An 18,180-nucleotide genomic window follows, 5' to 3' on the forward strand; every position below is an offset into this window, starting at 1 on the left:
TCGCGAGGGCCGCGCACCCCCTCAGCCGCGCCCCAGCAGCACCGTCCCCGATGAGCAGAACCAGCCCCCCGTGCCCGACGCCAGGGCCACCTCGGGCAGGCCTTCGCCGCCCCGCCTGGTGACCTGGCGGTCCGGGCCCGCCTCGCCGCGCAGCTGGCGGACGGCCTCCACCAGCAGGAACAGGCCGCGCATGCCCGGGTGGCAGGCCGACAGGCCGCCGCCGTCGGTGTTGACCGGGAGCTCCCCGTCCCGCAGCAGGCGGCCCTTCCCCACGAAGGATCCGCCCTCCCCCTTGGCGCAGAAGCCGAGGTCCTCCAGTGTCACCAGGGTCATGTACGTGAAGGCGTCGTAGATCTCGGCGAGGTCGACGTCGGCCGGGGTGAGCCCCGCGCGGGCGAAGGCGAGACGGCCCGAGACGGCCGCGGGGGAGACCGTGAAGTCCTCCCACTCCGACATCGTGGTGTGGGACACGGACGTGCCGGTTCCCAGGACCCAGACCGGGGTCTTCGCGCTGTCCGGTACGTACTCCTCCGCCGCCAGGAGCACCGCGCAGCCGCCGTCCGAGCGGATGCAGCAGTGCAGCTTGGTGAAGGGGTCGGCGATCGGGTCGGACGTGAGGACGTCCTCGACGGTGATCGGGTCGCGGAACATCGCGTCGGGGTTGGCCGCCGCGTTCGCCCGTGCCTGGACGGCCACGGAGGCGAGCTGTTCCAGCGTCGTCCCGTACTCGTGCATGTGCCGGCGTGCGGCCATGGCGTACTTCGCCACCAGCGTGTGCCCGTACGGCACCTCGAACTGGAGCGGCCCCCGCGACCCGAACGACAGGTTCGACGTGCGCCGCCGGGCCTTGACGTCGGCGCGGGCCGTCGACCCGTAGACCAGCAGGACGGCGTTGGCGTGGCCGGCGGCGATGGCGTCGGCGGCGTGGGCGGCCATCACCTCCCACGTCGATCCGCCGACGGACGTCGAGTCGACCCAGGCGGGCCGCAGGCCGAGGTACTCGGCCACCTCCACCGGGGCGAGGACGCCGAGGCCGGCCGAGGCGAAGCCGTCGATGACGGAGCGGTCCAGACCGGAGTCGGCCAGGGCCCGGCGGGCGGCCTGGGCGTGCAGGGCGTAGGGGGTCGGGCCGTCGACCCGGCCGCAGTCCGAGAGGGCGACGCCGACCACCGCGACCCGGCGGCGGGGTGCGGGAAGGGACGGGGGCACGGGCGGTGCAGACAGGGGTCCAGGCATGGAAGGACGGTACATCTGACGATACGTCAGATGTAACCCCGCGCCCCGCGTCCGCCCCCAAGGTGCGTCCTCCGCACCCTGTGCATCTCGGCCCCGCCGCCCTAACATGACGCCCCGTCAGAAACGGGAGGAGCCTCGACGATGGATGCCGCCTTCACCGCGGAGCAGGACGAGATGCGCCGTACCCTGCGCGAGATCCTGGCCAAACACTGCGGCCCGGACGAGGTCAAAGCCGCCGTCCGGACCGGCGCCGGACACGACCCCGGGCTGTGGCAGCAGCTCTCCCGGCGGCTCGGCCTGCCCGGCCTGGCCATCGCCGAGGAGTACGGCGGCGTCGGCTGCGCGCCCGCCGACCTGGTGCTGGCCTGCGAGGAGACCGGGCGCGTGCTGCTGCCCTCCCCGCTGCTGGCCACCGCCGCGCTCGCCGCCCCGCTGGTCGCCGCCCTCGGCACCGCCGCCCAGCGCTCGGCCCTGCTGCCCGCGCTCGCGGCCGGGGAGCTGACCGCCGCGCTCGCCGTCCCGGGCCCCGCCCTGTCCACGGCCCTCGCCCTGACCGGCGACAACGCCCCCGGCGACTGGGCCGGCGGGGGCCGGGCGGGCGGGGTGCAGGCCCGGGCCGTGGCCGGCGGCTGGCGGCTCTACGGGGAGGTCGCCCAGGTCCTCGACGGGCACAGCGCAGGCCTGCTCCTGGTCGCCGCGCACACCGGCGGCTTCGCCCGGGCCCGGACGCTGCTGTTCCTCGTACGGGGCGACGCGCCCGGACTCGTACGGGCCCGGCAGACGACCCTCGACGAGACGCGCCCGCAGGGACGCGTCCAGCTGCGGGACGTCCCGGCCGAACTGCTCGGCGCCGACCCCGACCCCGGCACCGCCCCCGGCGCCGCCCCCGACCCCCTCGCCGCCCTGACGGCCGCCGGCCGGCACGCCGCCGCCGTCCTCGCCGCCGAGGCGGTCGGCGCGGCCGGGCACGCGCTGGCCCGCACCGTGGACCACGTGCGCCGGCGCGAGCAGTTCGGACGGCCCGTCGGCTCCTTCCAGGCGGTCAAGCACCGCCTCGCCGACCTCTACGTCCAGGTCCAGGCGGCCCGCTCCGCCGTCTACTACGCCGCCTGGGACGCCGAGCAGGGCGGCCTGGCCCTCGCGCAGGCGCTGGAAGCCCTGCGGGTCACCGCGGGCGAGGCCATCCAGCTGCACGGCGGCATCGGCTTCACCTGGGAGCACGACGCCCACCTCTACTTCAAGCGGGCGGCCGGCGACGAACTGCTCTTCGGCCCGGTCCACCGGCTCCGCGGGCACGCCGCGCAGCAGGCCGGCCTCTTCGCCGCGGCCGGCCCGGCGACCTCCGACCCCTCCGCGACTCCCGAGAAGGCGGCCGTCTGATGGCTCCCGGTGCGACCCTCCCCGTCAAGCTCGTGCAGAAGGTCTCCTCGACCCGCCTCTTCGCCAGGATCGCCCCGCACTTCATCCCCGCCATGGACAAGGCGGTCCACCGCCTCACCGGCGGAAGGGTGCTGCTCAGCGCCCGGATGCTGCCCGGGGTGATCCTGACCGCCCGGGGTGCGAGGAGCGGTGAGCCCCGGACCACTCCGCTCGCGTGCATGCCGGAGGACGGAGGCGCGAGCTGGCTGCTCATCGGGTCCAACTTCGGCCGCCCCGGCCACCCGGCCTGGACCGGGAACCTGCTCAGGAACCCGGACGCGGACGTGAACTGGCAGGGGCGGGACATCCCGGTACGGGCCCGCCTGCTGGAGGGGGCCGAACGGGCGGAGGCGTGGCGGGCGGTGCTGGAGTTCTGGCCGCCGTACGCGACGTACCAGGCGCGCATCGAGCGCGAGATCAGGCTGTTCCGCCTGGAGCGGCGCTGACCGCGGTCCTACGGGAGCCTGCGCCGGCGGCGGGCCCCCCGGAGGGGTCCGCCGTCACCTGGTCGGCTTCTTGCCGGTGATGCCCAGGTGCACGAGCAGCGCCAGGTTCGGCTTGAGCTCCGCCTGCTTGACACCCCAGGTCTGGAAGCCCTTCTGGTGCGAGGCGACCGCGGCCAGCATCGCCACCAGCGAGCCGGCCATCGCCGCCGGGCTGAGGTCCTTGTCGACCCTGCCCTTGGCCTGGAGCTCCTTCATGGACTCCGTAAGGGAGTTGGTGACCGAGTTCAGGATCTTCATGCGGATCTTGTAGAACCGCTTGTCGCCCTCGGCCGCGCCGAGGTCGACCACGCGCAGGATCGCGTCGTTGCGCCGCCAGAAGTCCAGGAATCCTTCGACGAGTTCCTCGGCCGCCGCCCAGCCGGCCTTGCCGACCCAGGTGCGGCCCTCGACGAGCGCCGTCAACTGCGCGCCCTCCGTCGCCATTTGCTCGGCGATCTCCAGGACGGCGCCTTCGACGTCCGGGAAGTACTGGTAGAAGGTGGCGGGGCTGGTACCGGCCTTGCGCGCGACGTCGATCACCTTGACGTCGCGGTACGGCGAGGTGCTGAGCATCTCGCTGAGGCAGTCGAGCAGCTTCTGCCGCGTCGCCTGGCCGCGCCGGCCGGCGACACGCCCGTCGACGGTGCGTACTTGTCCTGTCATGCCGTCAGCTTACCGAGGGGGCTCCGGCGCGCTATTCGGCCGCCTGCAAATGGGGTTACGGCCCCACCGACCAGCCAGGGAGCGTGCGCGGGGCCTTCCGCGGCGGCGGATTCCGGCCGCCGCGCAGCCCGGTGCTCCCGTGCCGGGAACCGCGCGTCCACCGTGCTCCCGCACCTCCGCGCGACCGGCGGACCCCCCTCCGTATCGCGGCTTATCCCCCGAATAGTCTTATCAACAGGGTGTGGACAACCTTTCGGGCGGACCATGTCCAACAGGGACGACCCTGCACAAACGGAAGGAACCTCCCCATGGTCGCATTCGCGGAAGGCTCCCCCTGCTGGGTCGACGCCTCGCTGCCCGACGTGGAGGCGGGCAAGCGCTTCTACGGCGAGCTCTTCGGGTGGACCTTCGGCGAGAGCGCGGGCCCCGCGTACGGCGGCTACACCCAGGCCTACAGCCGCGGCCGCAACGTCGCCGCCCTCGCCCCCAAGCCCGACGGCCGCATGCCCACCGTCTGGGGCGTCTACCTGTACACCTCCGACGCCTACGCCTGCGCGGCCCGCATCCGCGCCGCCGGCGGCCAGATGGTGATGGACCCCCAGCCCGTCGGCCCCTACGGAACCGCCGCCATGGCCGCCGACCCCGGCGGGGCCGTCTTCGGACTCTGGCAGCCCGGCACCCACCACGGCTTCGAGGCGCAGGACGAGCCGTACACCTACTGCTGGGCCGAGCTCTACACCCGCGCCCGCGACGCGGTCGACGTGTTCTACGCCACGGTCTTCGGCTACGTCCCCGAGGACCAGGGCGACCCCGGCGCCCCCGCCGAACCGGCCGCCGAGTACCGCCTGTGGTCCCCGCCCGGCAGCGCGCCCGGCGCCGCCACCGCCGTCCTCGGCCGCAGCCTGATCACCGACGCCTTCCCGGAGATCATGCCCGCCCACTTCCTGGCCTACTTCGCCGTCCCCGACTGCGACGCGAGCGTGGCCACGGTGCAGCGCCTCGGCGGCCGCGTCACCGCCGATCCGTTCGACACGCCGTACGGCCGGATCGCCGTCGTCGCCGACAATCAGGGGGCCGTCTTCGCCCTCCTGTCGGAGCCGCGCGGCGACGGAGACCCGGAGCCGGGGCCGGACCGGGCGCGGGCCTGACAGAATCAGGATTGCGCGACTCCCGGCCACGGGCCCGGAGTCGGACAGCGGGCCCGGGCAGAGGGCTCGTACGGGGAGGTGTGGAGGCGAGTGGTGGAGCAGCTGACGCAGCACGACCCGAGACGGATCGGCCCCTTCGAGGTGCTGGGACGGCTCGGCGCCGGCGGCATGGGGCTGGTCTATCTCGCGCGGTCGGCGTCCGGCCGGCGCGTCGCGATCAAGACGGTGCGCACCGAGCTCGCCGAGGACCAGCTCTTCCGCGTGCGGTTCACGCGCGAGGTGGAGGCGGCCCGCGCGGTGTCCGGCTTCTACACCGCGGCCGTGGTCGACGCCGACCCGCGCGCGGCCGTGCCGTGGCTGGCGACCGCGTACGTGCCGGCGCCCTCGCTGGAGGAGATCGTCAACGAGTGCGGGCCGATGCCCGTCCAGGCCGTACGGTGGCTCGCGGCCGGCATCGCCGAGGCGCTGCAGTCCATCCACGGGGCGGGCCTGGTCCACCGCGACCTGAAGCCGTCCAACGTGCTGGTCGTCGAGGACGGGCCGCGCGTGATCGACTTCGGCATCGCCAGCGGCGTGTCCAACACGCGGCTGACGATGACGAACGTGGCCGTCGGCACCCCCGCCTACATGTCGCCGGAGCAGGCCAAGGACTCGCGCAGCGTCAAGGGCGCCAGCGACGTGTTCTCGCTCGGCTCCACCCTCGTCTTCGCCGCGACCGGGCACCCGCCGTACCACGGGGCGAACCCGGTCGAGACGGTGTTCATGCTGCTGCGCGAGGGCCCCAACCTCGACGGGCTGCCGGACGAGCTGCGGCCGCTGATCGACTCCTGCATGCAGATGGAGGCCACCCAGCGCCCAACCCCGGCCGACCTCCAGGCGCAGCTGGCCCCGCACCTCTTCGACGGCGGCGACGACAGCGGGACCGCCTCGGCGTGGCTCCCGGCGCGTGCCGTCGCCATGATCGAGGCCCGGCGCGCCGGCCACCGCACGCCCGCCCCCGGCGTGCCGTCCCCGGGCGGCCCCTCGCGGGCCCCGCGGGGCGGCTCCGCGGCCGCTCCCGCCTCCGGGCACGCGCCGGCCTCCGGGCACGCGCCCGCCCCCGGCCACTCCCCGGCGCCGCCCCTGTCGGGGCCCGCCACGCACCGCAGGCCCGCGCGCGGCACCGCCGACCCCTTCACCGACCCGCGGACCGGGCAGGCCCTGCCGCCGCGCCCGGACCGGCCGCCGATGGCGCCCGTCTCCGCGCCGTCGGGCGCGCCCGTGAGCCTCGGCGCCTCCCCGGTGCCGATCGGCCCCGGCCCGCGCGCCACGGCCTCGGCCCCGGCCGGGCTCGCCGCCTCCGACTCGGCGACCGGCTGGGTGCGGCCGCCGGCCGGCGTGCCGGCGTCCGCCGCGGCCCCGGTGGCGACCCCGTCGGTACCGGCCCCCGGTCCGTCACCGGACAGCGGGCGCTGGCGGCCGTGGCGCTTCCGCATGTCGAACGAGGTGTGGGGGACCCCGACCGTCGCGGGTGACCTGCTGTACGTGACCTCCTTCGAGGTGCACGCCCTGGACGTCGGCAGCGGGCGGCGCCAGTTCAAGACCCGTGACGTCGCCTGGTCCATGGCGGTCGCCGACGGCCGCATCCACGCCTCCGACGGGCCCTCCCTGTTCGCCCTCGACGCCAAGGACGGCTCCGAGCGCTGGCGGCTGAACGCCGACGCCTGGGTGTACGCCCTGCGCGCCGAGCGGGGCACCGTCCTCACCGCCACGCGCGGCGGCGGCGTCCAGGGCTGGGAGGCCTCCAACGGGCAGAAGCTGTGGGAGCTGAGCGGCGCCCAGTCCGACTTCGAGACGCCGGAGGCGGCCCCCGTCCTCCACGACGGCACGGTCTACGTCTGGCAGGACGCCCGGCTGCGCGCCCTCGACGCCCGCTCCGGACTGGAGGCCTGGTCGTACCCGGTCGGCGACGCGGCCTCCTGCGGGAACGTCCCGGTCCGGGTCACCCCCGCCCCCGACGGCAACGTGTACGTGGCCGCCGGCACCCGGGTGCTGTCCGTCGACCGCGCCTCGGGCCGGGTGCGCTGGCACTTCGAGGCGCCCGCCGTGTTCCTGGCCCCGCCCGCGTTCGCGCCGGGCCCCGCGGTCACCGGCGGCGGGGTCTACCTCGCCGACTACCTGGGCACCGTCTACGCCCTGGACGCCGCCACCGGCAAGGACCGCTGGCGCATCGCCACCGAGCCGCGCCCCGCGGCGGACCCGGTGCTGGTGGCCGGCGGCAACGTCCACCTGGGCGCGGGCAGCGCCCTGTACACCCTCGACGCGGTCACCGGCACCCCCAAATGGCGGTTCGCGGCCGGCGGGGAGATCACCGGCCCGCCGGTCGTGGCCGACGGCCGGGTCCACTTCGGGTCGGCCGACCACTGCCTGTACACCCTGGACGCGGCGGGCGGGCAGCTGCGCTGGAAGCTGGCCACGGGCGGCGAGATCACCGGTGCGCCGGTGGCGGAGGCGGGCGTGGTGTACGCGTGCAGCAAGGACCGCTGCGTCTACGCACTGGACGCCGCCAAGGGCACGGGCACCCGTACGGGCGGCTGACGGGAGGGGCCGGGGCGCACGGCGTCCCGGCCCGGCTGGAAGCATCCCGAAACCGCCCGTAACACCCCACATGGGCGGTCCGTCAGCGTGCTCCGGGGCCCCTCCGGGTCGCATTCCGCACCGGGAGTGACAGGATGGGACCCATGAGCAACGTCTACTTCGACATCAACATCGACGGCCAGCCGGCCGGCCGCATCGTCTTCAACCTCTTCGACGAGGTCGTCCCGAAGACCGCCCAGAACTTCCGCGAGCTGGCCACCGGCCAGCACGGCTTCGGCTACGCGGGCTCCCCGTTCCACCGCGTCATCCCGCAGTTCATGCTCCAGGGTGGTGACTTCACCCGCCAGAACGGCACCGGCGGCAAGAGCATCTACGGTGAGAAGTTCGCCGACGAGAACTTCGAGCTGAAGCACGACCGCCCGTACCTGCTGTCGATGGCGAACGCCGGCAAGAACACCAACGGCTCGCAGTTCTTCATCACCACGGTCGTCACCCCGTGGCTCGACGGCAAGCACGTCGTCTTCGGCGAGGTCGTCGAGGGCAAGGACGTGGTCGACGCCATCGAGAAGCTGGGCTCGCCCTCCGGCGCCACCCGCGCCAAGATCGAGGTCGCGGCCTCCGGCGTGGTCGACGCCGCCTGATCCGCCCTTCACGGACGCCGACGGCCCCGCCCCCTCCCGGGGAGCGGGGCCGTCGCCGTGCGGGCCGCACTGAGCAAGATCGTCGGTGTCGGTGGCCACTGGTAGCGTGTTCCGCCGTTGTCCTCGGGGGAAGGAATCGCGCCATGGTGGCCGGTCGGCATGTGAAATTCACCGCAGTGATCGTCGGAGTCGTGCTCTCGCTCACGGGCTTCTCGGCCCACGGCAGGCACGGAGGCAGCAGCGGCGGCCACGGCTGCTCGTCGGGCAAGAGCAGCCACAGCAGCAGCAACGACAACACCGGCACAAGCAGCGGCACCAGCGGCACCGGCAGTGCCAAGGGCAAGAAGAGCGACGCGCCCGCGCACGCCACGGTCGTCTCCTGCGCCGCGCCCGGACGTCCGAAGGCCGTCCTCCAGGTCACGTCCGACCTGGACACCCAGCGCACCGTCGACGTCCCGCTCACCTTCGAGGGCAACGCCGGCACCGTCGACCGGGTCTCCGTCCGCCTCACGCTGAAGCCCCGCGAGAGCCAGACGGTCACCGTCGCGATGTCCAACGCCGGCAAGGTGAACGAGGTCCAGCGCTGCCAGGTCGGAAGGATCAGCTGACCGGCCGACCGGCGACCGGCCGACCGGCGACCGGCTGTCCACTGACGGCTACGGCCGGTCGCCCGGCCCCCACGGTTCGGGCTCCGCGGCCCGTGGCCGGACCAGGGGGTCCAGGTCCAGGTCGCGGCCGCGGGGCCGGTAGCGGCGCCCGCGCATGACCGCCGCCGCCAGGAGCAGCAGCGCGCCCGCGCCGAAGGCGCTCGCGAGCCCGTCGCCCAGGCCCTGCCCGTCGGGGCCGACCGACAGCCCCCCGGCCGCCTGTCCCTGGCGGACCATCCACAGCACCGCCACACCGAGCACCACCACGCCCGCCAGGGCCATGAGCAGCCGCGAGCGGCGTACGGCGGCGACCAGCGCGAGCAGCGCCGCGAAGAGCATCGGCAGCAGCAGCGAGCCCAGCAGGGCGGGTGGGTCGGTGGTGACGCCGGAGCCGGAGAACAGCTCCTCTACACGGTAGTCGCGGCCGGGCCGGCCGTCGTACCAGGCGCGCAAGGGACTCCAGACGGCGGCGGCCGCACCGATCAGACCCATGAGCGCGCCGATTGCGTTGCGGATCATGCCCGGCCCTCCGGGGTAGGGGTCGTGACCCCGACGCTAGCCCGGGGCCCCCGGGCCCGCACGCCGGTCGTGGCGTCCGGGGGCGGGTCCGGGGCGGCCGCGCCGTCCGGTGCCTCAGGAGGCGGCGCGGGTCGCTTCGACGCGGGTGCGCAGCGCCTCGTTCATCGCGGTGAAGTTCCGGGCCGTGCCCTCCAGCAGCTTGCCGAGGAAGGGGACCAGCAGGCCGCGGAAGCGTTCGCCGTGCTCCAGTCGGGTGGTGCGGCCCGGGCCCTCGGAGATCCGGAAGAAGTGCTCGCCGTCGAAGAGGCCGCGGACGAGGAAGTGCCCCGTCCAGCGCAGTTCCGTCGCGGGCACGCAGACCACGACCGTGGGGCGGAAGGCGGTGGGCTTCCCCGACTCCGCGTACATCGTCAGCCGGAGCCGCTCGCCGGGCGCGAGCTCGCCGCCGGCCTGCCGGATGAACGGGTTCCAGACGCAGTAGCGGGGCAGGTCGGTCAGGACCCGCCAGACCTCTTCGGGAGTCGCGTCGATGGTGATCTCGGTGATGATGTTGCGTCGCATGTGCCGTGTTCCTCGCGGTGACGTGGTGCTCTCACCGAAGGGACGCGGGGTGTGCGGCTGCCGCCGGGTTCGGTGCAGGGATGCAACCACGGATCGGGCGGCCCGAGGCCGGGGGAGGGGAGGTCTTCGCTGGTGGCAGAGAGAACGGAGGATGGCCTTCCGGGTGTGGACCCGCCACGGCCTACGTGGTGTCCTGCGTCGACGCCGACACCGCCCGCCCCTCCAGCACCATCGAGGTCACCTCGCGGCTGGACCGCACCGCCACCTTCTCCGTGAACCTGCGCCGCGAGGGCGTCGGCGGGAGCCTCGTCGAGACGGCCACCGCCCTCGTCACCCTGGAACCGCGCCAGACCGGCAGGCAGGTCGTCCCACTGCGCGCCACGGCCCGGGCGGGCGACGTCGGGGACTGCCGGATCACGGAGGTGGCCACGGTGGCCGGGACCCCTTCCCCGAGCCCCTCCGCCACCCCTGATCAGCGCAGCCGGAACTCGGTTCCCGGTCGGCGCCGTGCGAACAGCTCCGCCTGGCGGTCGGCCGGGAGGTTCCCCAGGGCGATCAGGGCCGGGGCCTGGGCGAGGGCCTGCTGCAGCGCGGCCTGCTTCGCCGACCACAGGGCCCGCACGGTGCCCTGGACGCCCTCCGTGGGGAACGAGGCCAGCGTCCGGGCCGACCGCAGGGCCGCCGCGAGCAGCTCCCCGGGCTCGGCCAGCTCCGAGACCAGGCCGATCTCGTACGCGCGCCGTGCGGAGAGCCGTTCCGCCGTGCCCATCAGGGACATCCGGGCGACCTCGCCGAAGGGCATCCGCTGGGCCATGTACACGGCCTCGTAGGCGCTGACCATCCCGTACGAGGTGTGCGGGTCGAAGTAGGTGGCGGTGGTGGCCGACACGATGAACTCCGCCTCGCCCAGCAGGTAGAACGCCCCGCCGCAGGCCATGCCGTTGACGGCCGCCACCACCGGCTTCCACAGGTCGTTGGCCTTCGGGCCGACGCCCACCAGCGGGTCGTCCACCGAGTACGGGGAGGCCGGCTGCGGGACCTGCGCCGAGCGGTCGATCCCGGTGCAGAACGCGGCCGTGCCCGCGCCCGTCACCACCACCGCCCGCACGCCCTCGTCGAACCGTAACTCTCCCCACACCGCGGCCAGTTCGGCCGCGGTGTCCAGGTCGATCGCGTTGTGCCGCGACTCCCGGTCCAGGGTGACGACCGCGACCCCGCCCTCCTCGTCCCGCTCCACCCGCAGCGTCACGGCTTCTCCAGGATCCAGCGCGGCACGGCCATCCCGCCCGTCTCGGTGAACACCACCTGCACCCGCGCCCCGATCCGCAGCCGGGCCGGGTCCACCGAGTCGAGCGGGGCGTCGGCGGAGCTGACCAGGTTCCCGGCCAGCCGGATGTGCGGGGCGTCCGCGAGCTCCACCAGGATCACGTTGTACGGCGCCTGCGCCGCGTACGCCGGCAGCAGCGGCGGGTGCGGCAGGACGTAGGACCAGATCCGGCCCCGCCCGCTCATGAGGCGCCACTCGGAGTCGAAGGACCCGCAGTGCGGGCAGCAGGGCCGGGGCGGGAAGCGGAGCCTGCCGCAGGCGGCGCAGGCCTGGACGCGGAGCTCGCCGCGGGCGGCGTGCTCCCAGAAGGGGGCCCCGTCCTCGTCGGGGACGGGGAGCAGCAGCCGCAGTTCGTCGGCGTCGGGGGCGGTGGTCATCGTGCGACTCCTCGATGCGGGATTCGGGCGGGTTCGGGGCGGGGTTCGAAGGGCGGGGTTCGAAGGGCGGGGTGCAGGCGGGATTCAGGCGCGGAGGAGGATCGCGGACGTGGGGACGCCCTCGCCCGCCGTCACCAGGCAGGTCGCGGCGTCCGGCACCTGGGCGGTGGAGGTGCCGCGCAGCTGCTTGACGCCCTCGTTGATCAGGTTGAAGCCGTGTACGTACGCCTCGCTGAGCCCGCCGCCCCCGGTGTTGATCGGGAGCCGGCCGCCGATCTCCAGCGCCCCGCCCTCGGTGAAGGCTGCGCCCTCGCCGCGCCCGCAGAAGCCGTATCCCTCCAGGGAGAGCGGGATCAGCGGGGTGAAGGCGTCGTAGATCTGGGCGACGTCCACGTCGGCCGGCCCGAAGTCGGCCTGCTTCCACAGGTGCCGGGCGGCGGTCCAGGCCGGCCCGGACAGCGGGTCGTCGTTCCAGTAGTTGACCATCCCGTGGTGCTGGGCGGGCAGGCCCTGGGCGGCGGAGTGCACGTAGACGGGCTTCTGCCGGCAGTCGCGGGCCCGCTCGGCGGAGACGATGACGCAGGCCAGCGCCCCGTCGGTCTCCAGGCAGTTGTCGAAGAGGCAGAGCGGGTCGCTGATCATGCGTGAGGTCATGTACATCTCGCGGGTCAGCGGGCGCTCGTACATCATCGCCGCCGGGTTCTCGTTCGCCCGGTTGCGGCAGGCCATCGCGACGTTGAAGAGGTGGTCGCGGGTGGCCCCGTACTCGTGCATGTAGCGGCGGGCCAGCATGCCGATCTCGTCGGCGGGCCGCAGCAGCCCGAACGGGCGGGTCCACTGGCCGGGGGTGGGCAGCTGGACGGCGGTGTTCTTCCAGGGGCGCGGGCCGGAGCCGCGCTTGCGGGAGCGCCAGGCGACGCCGACGGTGGCCTGGCCGGTGGCGATGGCGGCGGCGAGGTGGCCGACGGTGGCGCAGGAGCCGCCGCCGCCGTAGCCGACCTTGGAGAAGAAGGTGACGTCGCCGGCGCCGATGGCCTTGGCGACCTCGACCTCGTCGGTCTCCTCCATCGTGTAGGAGGCGAAGGCGTCCACCTCGCCGGGGGCGATGCCCGCGTCGGCGAGCGCCGCCAGGATCGCCCGGCAGGCCAGTTCCTTCTCCGGTGCGGGTAGCCGCTTGGCAAAGGGGGTCTGGCCGATGCCGACGATTGCCGTAGCGTCCTTGAGCGTTGCCGCCATCGCCACCTCCGCGGTGCGCCGGTACTGCTGACAGCCGCGAAGGCTACAGCTAATCTGACGGATAGTCAGCTACTGGGTTCCCAGGGAGGGGCGGGCGATGGACCGAGCCGGCTACGAGGACCACGGCGACACCGACGCGTACGGGCCCGGATCGGCCGCGACACGACCCCCGGCCGCGGAGACGGCCGCGGCCGGCCCCCGCGCGGCGGACCCCGCCGACCCCGCCGACCCCGCCGACCCGCGCGGCGACCTGCGGTGGGGGACCGTCGCCGCCCTCGTGCGGGACGCCGCCCGCCGCCACGCCGGCCGCGAGGCCGTCGTCGACGGCCGCACCCGCCTCGACTACGCCCAGCTCGGCGAGCGCGTCGAGCGGGCCGCCGCCGCCTGCCTCGCGGCGGGCGTCGAACCCGGAGACCGGGTCGCCGTCTGGGCCCCCAACACCGTCGACTGGATCGTCTCCGCCCTCGGCGCCGTCACCGCCGGCGCGGTCCTCGTCCCCCTCAACACCCGCTTCAAGGGCGCCGAGGCCGCCTACGTCCTCCGGCGCAGCCGCGCCCGCCTGCTCTTCGTCACCGGCACCTTCCTCGGCACCTCCTACGTCGCTTCCCTGCGCCGCGCCGCCGCCGAGGGCACCGGCACCGGACCGCTGCCCGGGCTGCCGCACCTGGAGCAGGTCGTCGTCCTCGCCGACGACGCCCCCGCCGACTTCCGCACCTGGAAGGACTTCCTCGCCGGCGGCGACGGCGTCCCGGCGGCCGCCGTCCGCGCCCGCGCCGACGCGATACCCCCCGACGCCCCGTCCGACATCATCTTCACCTCGGGCACCACCGGAAGCCCCAAGGGCGCCGTCATCACCCACGCCCAGACCCTGCGCTGCTACGCCGTCTGGAGCGAACTCGCCGGACTGCGCGAGGGCGACCGCTACCTCATCGTGAACCCCTTCTTCCACACCTTCGGCTACAAGGCCGGGATCATCGCCTGCCTGATGCGCGGCGCCACGATGGTCCCCCAGCCCGTCTTCGACGTGGACACCGTCCTCGCCAACATCGCCGCCGAGCGGATCTCCGTACTGCCCGGACCGCCCACCCTCCACCAGTCGCTCCTCGACCACCCGCAGCGCGACCACCACGACCTCTCCGCGCTGCGCCTGGTCGTCACCGGCGCCGCCGTCGTCCCCCTCCAGCTCGTCGAACGGCTCCGCGCCGAACTCCGCATCGCCACCGTCCTCACCGCCTACGGGCTCTCCGAGGCGAGCGGCATCGTCACCATGTGCCGCCGCGGCGACCCCGCCGAGGTCATCGCCGCCACCTCCGGCCGGGTCATCCCCGGCACGGAACTGCGCATCGCCGCCCCCGACGGCACCGCCCAGGACCCCGGCACCCCCGGCGAGGTCTGGGTGCGCGGCCACCACGTGATGCGCGGCTACTTCGAGGACCCCGAGGGCACCGCCCGCACCCTCACCCCCGAGGGCTGGCTGCGCACCGGCGACGTCGGCGTCCTCGACGGCGGGGGCAACCTGCGCATCACCGACCGGATCAAGGACATGTTCATCGTCGGCGGCTTCAACGCCTACCCGGCCGAGATCGAGCAACTCCTCGGCCTGCACCCCGACATCGCCGACGTCGCCGTCATCGGCATCCCCGACCCCCGCCTGGGCGAGGTGGGCAAGGCCTACGCCGTCCGCCGCCCCGGCTCCACGCTCACCGCCGACGACCTGATCGCCTGGTCCCGCCGCGAGATGGCCAACTACAAGGTGCCGCGCGAGGTGGAGTTCGTCCCGGCCCTGCCGCGCAACGCGAGCGGCAAGGTCCTCAAGACCTCACTCCGCGCCCGCCGCTGACCCCCGGCAGCCGCACGAGACCCCGCCCCGCCCCTGACCGGGCCCGCCGGGGACCCGCGTTAGCCTGCACGGGTGAGCGTGCACCAGACATTCGTCCGAATCCGCCGGTCCGCCCGGGCCCGGGCCTGGGCCGCCGGCGGGGCCGTGGCCGCGCTGGCCGCCGCCACCGTCACCGCCCTGCTGCCCGGGCCGCCGGCCGCGCCCGACGACGACTCCCCGGCGCAGGCCGCCCCGCAGAAGCCCGGACTGACCGCGGCCGTCTCCGCCCCCTTCAGCGCGTTCACCGAGGGCTACGACTGCTACCGCATCCCCACCCTCACCACCACCAAGGACGGCACCCTGCTGGCCATCGCCGAGGCCCGCACCTCCGGCTGCGACGACATCGGCGACATCGACCTCGTCCTGAAGCGGTCCACCGACGAGGGCCGCACCTGGGGGCCGATGCAGGTCATCCGCGGCGCCGGGGACCCCGGCGCCTTCGGCAACCCCGCCCCCGTCGTGGACTCCGCCTCCGGCCGCATCACCCTCCTCCACGCCTACAGCACCTGGACCCCCGACGCCGCCGGCAACCGCGTCCGCGGCCCCCGCGAACTGCGCCTGGCCCACAGCACCGACGACGGCGTCAGCTGGACCACTGACCCCGAGCCCCAGCCCCGGCTCAAGGGCCCCGACTGGGCCTGGGTCTCCGTCGGCCCCGGCCACGGCGTCCAGCTCACCCCCACCCGCCCCGACCGCCCCGGCCGCCTCGTCGTCAGCGCCGACTACCGGACCGAGTCGGGCGAGTCCGGAGCCCAGCTCCTCTACAGCGACGACGGCGGCCTCACCTGGAAGCCCGGCGCCCGCTGGGGCGCCCCCGAAGGCACTCCCGCACCCAACGAACCCGCCCTCACCGAGCTCCCCGACGGCCGGATCTACGTCAACGCCCGCTCCACCGCCACCTGCGGCACCTCCGACCACCGCGTGTCCGCGATCATCGACGACGCCTCGGCCCCCGAGGTCCCCGCACCCGGCTTCGTCCCCGTCACCGGCCTCCCCGCCCCGCCCGCCTCCGGATCCGTGCTCCAACTCCCGGGCGGACCGCTGCTGCTGTCCGCGCCCAGCCGCCCCGGCGCCGAGTTCTCCGACCGCTGGACCCTGGCCGTCCGCACCTCCCGGGACGAGGGCCGCACCTGGTCCCGGGACGGCGCCGTCGTCCTGCGCGAACGCGCGGGCTACTCGGACATGGCCGCCCTGCCCGGCGGCCGCGTCGGCCTGCTCTACGAGACCGCCAACGGCACCCCCCACGGCTACATCAAGTTCACCGCCTTCGGCCCCCACGAGCTGCGGGCCGCCGCCGAGGACCTCACCCCCCGCCGCACCGACGACGCCACCCCGCACCACAACGACGCCGTCGTCCACGGCGCCCCCCGCCTGGGCAACCGGCCCGACGGGGGCCGGGCCATGCGCTTCGACGGCAAGGACGACTTCCTGCGCCTCATCGACTGCCCCGACGAACTCCGCGTCGGAGCGGGCGACTTCGCCGTCTCCACCTGGGTCAAGTACAAGACGCGCGGCCAGGACCGGGACAGCGGCCGCCGCCAGCCCCTCTTCTGGGCGTACGGACAGGGCCCCGCCGCCCCGCAGATCCGCATCGAGGCCGATCCGGCCACCGGCCGCCTCGAAGCCACCGTCAACCCGGGCACCGGCCCCGTAGCGGTGACCACCCCGACCCGCACCGACGACGACGCCTGGCACCACGTCGTCCTCCAGCGCAGCGGCGGCCGCCTGGAACTCTCCGTGGACGGCGCCCCGCCGGCGACCGCCCCGGCCGCCGGCGACCTCCGTCCCACCGGGCCCTTCACGATCCACCTCGGCACCCAGCCCGACTACAAGGCCTTCTACGCGGGCGCCCTCGACGACGTACGCGTCTACGGCCGCGCCCTGTCCCGCAACGACATGGCCCGCCTGCGCGACGGCAACGACGTCACCGACCAGGAACGCGTCCACCTCCCCTTCGACCACATCCGCTGACCCCCGCCCCCGCCCTAGCCGTATTGGGCCGCCGGCTTGCGCGCCAGCAGCAGGCGCCAGCGGGGGCTGCCGTCCTCGCGGAGGCCGAAGGGGGGCAGCGGGAGCGTCTCCACGGTGAAGCCGGCCCGCTCCAGGTCCGTGCGGACCGGGCCGAAGGGGAAGGTGCGGTAGTACATGACGAAGGGCGGCCGCCACACCGCGTTGCGGACCCGCATCGCCGTGTCGAAGCCGGCCACCGCCCACCACAGGGGCGAGGTCACCGGGATCGGCGCACCGACGGGGAAGGCGAAGACCCCGCCGGGGCGCAGGGCGCGGTGGACCCCGCCGAAGAGGGCGGGGCGCTCGGCCGGCAGGAAGTGGCCGAAGGCGCCGAAGCTGACCGCGAGGTCGTACGTGTTCCAGAGCCGCTCGGGCAGGGCCAGCGCGTCGGCCCGCACGAGGTCCACGCCCTCGGGGTGCGCCCGGGCGGCTTCCGCCAGCATCCCGGCGCTGACGTCGACGCCGGTGACCCGGTCCCGGCACAGGCGGCGCAGCATTCCCAGGCCGGCGCCGGTGCCGCAGCACAGGTCCAGGCCGGAGCCGAAGGAACCCTCCTCCTGGGCGAGGGCCTCCTCGACGGCGTCGAGCATGCGGTCCGGCGTGCGGAAGGGCGTCCCGTCGAACTTGGGGGCGAGCAGGTCGTAGCCCCGCTCGACCGAGGAGAGGGCCTGGACGGCCAGTTCGCGCAGGCTCGGGCCCTGGGAGGTGAACACGGGCCCAGCCTAGCCACCGGGCGGTGGGGCCGGGACGGGCGCGGTACACCGGACCACGGCGTGCGGGCCTGCGGGCGGAAACGCGGAAACGCGGCGGCCGCGGTGGTCCCCCTCCGGCCACCGCGGCCGCCGCTCCCCCGTACGGTCCCCGCGCGGGCCCGCCCGGATTCCCCCGAATCCCCCGTGGGCGCCCCCGCACGGACCCCCGTGCGTCGTGCGTCGTGCTCCTTACCGGTGGTGCATCCCCCGTGGTGCTCCCCCGTCTTCCCCCGTCTTCCCCCGTGCTCCCCGCGTGGTCCCCCGTACGTCCTCGGGCGGTTCCCCCGTACGTCCCCCGTACGACCGCTCAAGGTCCCCCGTACGTCCCACCCGCGGGTCCCCCGTTCGTCCTGCCGTGTTCTCCCGCGGTCCTTACGGAAGCGGGCCGGACGCGTGGTTGTCCATCGCCACGATGTCGATGTCCGAGGCGTGGTTGTCGAGCGGCTTGTCGCCCGGCTTCGTACCGGCCGGCGGCTGGGCCGGCTGGTCGTCCAGCGGGTTGATGTCGGCGCCCGAGGCGTGGTTGTCGAGCGGTCTGATGTCGCCGTCGAGCGGCAGGATGTTCTCGTTCGTCGCCATCGACTCTCTCCTGGTCCTGTGTGGGTCCTGATGGTTGGCGGGCCCGTTCGGCGATTCCCCCGTGGACCGCCGAACGGGTAATCCACCAGCCGGCCCGGGTGCCCCCCGACGCCCCGGGTCGATG

General features: G+C 74.7%; 18 protein-coding genes. 8 read left to right on the forward strand and 10 right to left on the reverse strand.

What is annotated here, in order from left to right:
* Positions 1-21 precede the first annotated feature (21 nt).
* The gene (locus WDV06_RS11945) at positions 22-1,236 is read right to left on the reverse strand and encodes a thiolase C-terminal domain-containing protein (RefSeq protein WP_395509655.1); all 1,215 of its coding nucleotides are present in this window, start codon (positions 1,234-1,236) and stop codon (positions 22-24) included.
* A gap of 141 nt (positions 1,237-1,377) precedes the next feature.
* Here WDV06_RS11945 and WDV06_RS11950 point away from each other — a divergent pair, with 141 nt between their 5' ends.
* Positions 1,378-2,616 (forward strand): acyl-CoA dehydrogenase family protein, encoded by a 1,239-nt coding sequence (locus WDV06_RS11950; protein WP_395509656.1) that lies wholly within the window; start codon positions 1,378-1,380, stop codon positions 2,614-2,616.
* Positions 2,616-3,101 carry a nitroreductase family deazaflavin-dependent oxidoreductase gene (locus WDV06_RS11955; RefSeq protein ID WP_395509657.1) on the forward strand — a complete coding sequence of 162 codons (486 nt, stop codon included), beginning with the start codon at positions 2,616-2,618 and terminating at the stop codon, positions 3,099-3,101. Before WDV06_RS11950 ends, WDV06_RS11955 begins: the two co-directional genes overlap by 1 nt.
* 54 nt (positions 3,102-3,155) lie before the next feature.
* Here WDV06_RS11955 and WDV06_RS11960 read toward each other — a convergent pair whose 3' ends face one another.
* Complete coding sequence (locus tag WDV06_RS11960) at positions 3,156-3,803, reverse strand: TetR family transcriptional regulator (protein ID WP_395509658.1); 648 nt, start codon at positions 3,801-3,803, stop codon at positions 3,156-3,158.
* Between the two features lie 308 nt (positions 3,804-4,111).
* On the opposite strand from WDV06_RS11960, the gene WDV06_RS11965 reads away from it, so the two are divergent.
* The 4 genes from WDV06_RS11965 (at position 4,112) to WDV06_RS11980 (ending at position 8,777) form a co-directional block, all read left to right on the forward strand.
* Positions 4,112-4,951, forward strand: coding sequence for a VOC family protein (locus WDV06_RS11965; protein ID WP_395509659.1), 840 nt, complete (start codon positions 4,112-4,114; stop codon positions 4,949-4,951).
* Between the two features lie 90 nt (positions 4,952-5,041).
* Positions 5,042-7,528, forward strand: coding sequence for an outer membrane protein assembly factor BamB family protein (locus tag WDV06_RS11970; RefSeq protein ID WP_395509660.1), 2,487 nt, complete (start codon positions 5,042-5,044; stop codon positions 7,526-7,528).
* A 143-nt stretch (positions 7,529-7,671) separates the two neighbouring features.
* Positions 7,672-8,169 (forward strand): peptidylprolyl isomerase, encoded by a 498-nt coding sequence (locus WDV06_RS11975; protein WP_395509661.1) that lies wholly within the window; start codon positions 7,672-7,674, stop codon positions 8,167-8,169.
* Positions 8,170-8,330: 161 nt separating this feature from the next.
* Entirely contained in the window at positions 8,331-8,777 is a 447-nt protein-coding gene (locus WDV06_RS11980; RefSeq protein ID WP_395509662.1) for a hypothetical protein, read from the forward strand.
* 48 nt (positions 8,778-8,825) lie between these two features.
* On the opposite strand, the gene WDV06_RS11985 is transcribed toward WDV06_RS11980, so the two are convergent.
* From WDV06_RS11985 to WDV06_RS12010, 6 genes are all read right to left on the reverse strand, one after another.
* Positions 8,826-9,335 (reverse strand): hypothetical protein, encoded by a 510-nt coding sequence (locus WDV06_RS11985; protein ID WP_395509663.1) that lies wholly within the window; start codon positions 9,333-9,335, stop codon positions 8,826-8,828.
* A gap of 114 nt (positions 9,336-9,449) precedes the next feature.
* Positions 9,450-9,896, reverse strand: coding sequence for an SRPBCC family protein (locus WDV06_RS11990; RefSeq protein WP_395509664.1), 447 nt, complete (start codon positions 9,894-9,896; stop codon positions 9,450-9,452).
* A gap of 181 nt (positions 9,897-10,077) precedes the next feature.
* Positions 10,078-10,326 carry a hypothetical protein gene (locus tag WDV06_RS11995; RefSeq protein WP_395509665.1) on the reverse strand — a complete coding sequence of 83 codons (249 nt, stop codon included), beginning with the start codon at positions 10,324-10,326 and terminating at the stop codon, positions 10,078-10,080.
* 42 nt (positions 10,327-10,368) lie between these two features.
* Positions 10,369-11,145: an enoyl-CoA hydratase/isomerase family protein gene (locus WDV06_RS12000; protein WP_395509666.1), complete on the reverse strand. Its 777-nt coding sequence runs from the start codon at positions 11,143-11,145 to the stop codon at positions 10,369-10,371.
* Complete coding sequence (locus WDV06_RS12005; RefSeq protein ID WP_395509667.1) at positions 11,142-11,600, reverse strand: Zn-ribbon domain-containing OB-fold protein; 459 nt, start codon at positions 11,598-11,600, stop codon at positions 11,142-11,144. The genes WDV06_RS12000 and WDV06_RS12005 overlap by 4 nt, the downstream gene beginning before the upstream one ends.
* Positions 11,601-11,684: 84 nt before the next feature.
* The gene (locus tag WDV06_RS12010) at positions 11,685-12,836 is read right to left on the reverse strand and encodes a lipid-transfer protein (protein ID WP_344163078.1); all 1,152 of its coding nucleotides are present in this window, start codon (positions 12,834-12,836) and stop codon (positions 11,685-11,687) included.
* Between the two features lie 97 nt (positions 12,837-12,933).
* On the opposite strand from WDV06_RS12010, the gene WDV06_RS12015 reads away from it, so the two are divergent.
* Entirely contained in the window at positions 12,934-14,676 is a 1,743-nt protein-coding gene (locus WDV06_RS12015; protein WP_395509668.1) for a FadD3 family acyl-CoA ligase, read from the forward strand.
* A gap of 72 nt (positions 14,677-14,748) precedes the next feature.
* Positions 14,749-16,686: an exo-alpha-sialidase gene (locus WDV06_RS12020; RefSeq protein ID WP_395509669.1), complete on the forward strand. Its 1,938-nt coding sequence runs from the start codon at positions 14,749-14,751 to the stop codon at positions 16,684-16,686.
* A gap of 14 nt (positions 16,687-16,700) precedes the next feature.
* Here WDV06_RS12020 and WDV06_RS12025 read toward each other — a convergent pair whose 3' ends face one another.
* On the reverse strand, positions 16,701-17,438 hold the full coding sequence (locus WDV06_RS12025; protein ID WP_395509670.1) for a class I SAM-dependent DNA methyltransferase: 738 nt from the start codon (positions 17,436-17,438) through the stop codon (positions 16,701-16,703).
* Positions 17,439-17,849: 411 nt separating this feature from the next.
* Entirely contained in the window at positions 17,850-18,056 is a 207-nt protein-coding gene (locus WDV06_RS12030) for a hypothetical protein (RefSeq protein WP_395509671.1), read from the reverse strand.
* Between the last annotated feature and the right edge of the window lie 124 nt (positions 18,057-18,180).

Origin of the sequence: Streptomyces racemochromogenes, assembly GCF_044129415.1 — a bacterium.
In the GTDB taxonomy this organism is placed as follows: Bacteria; Actinomycetota; Actinomycetes; order Streptomycetales; family Streptomycetaceae; genus Streptomyces; species Streptomyces racemochromogenes_A.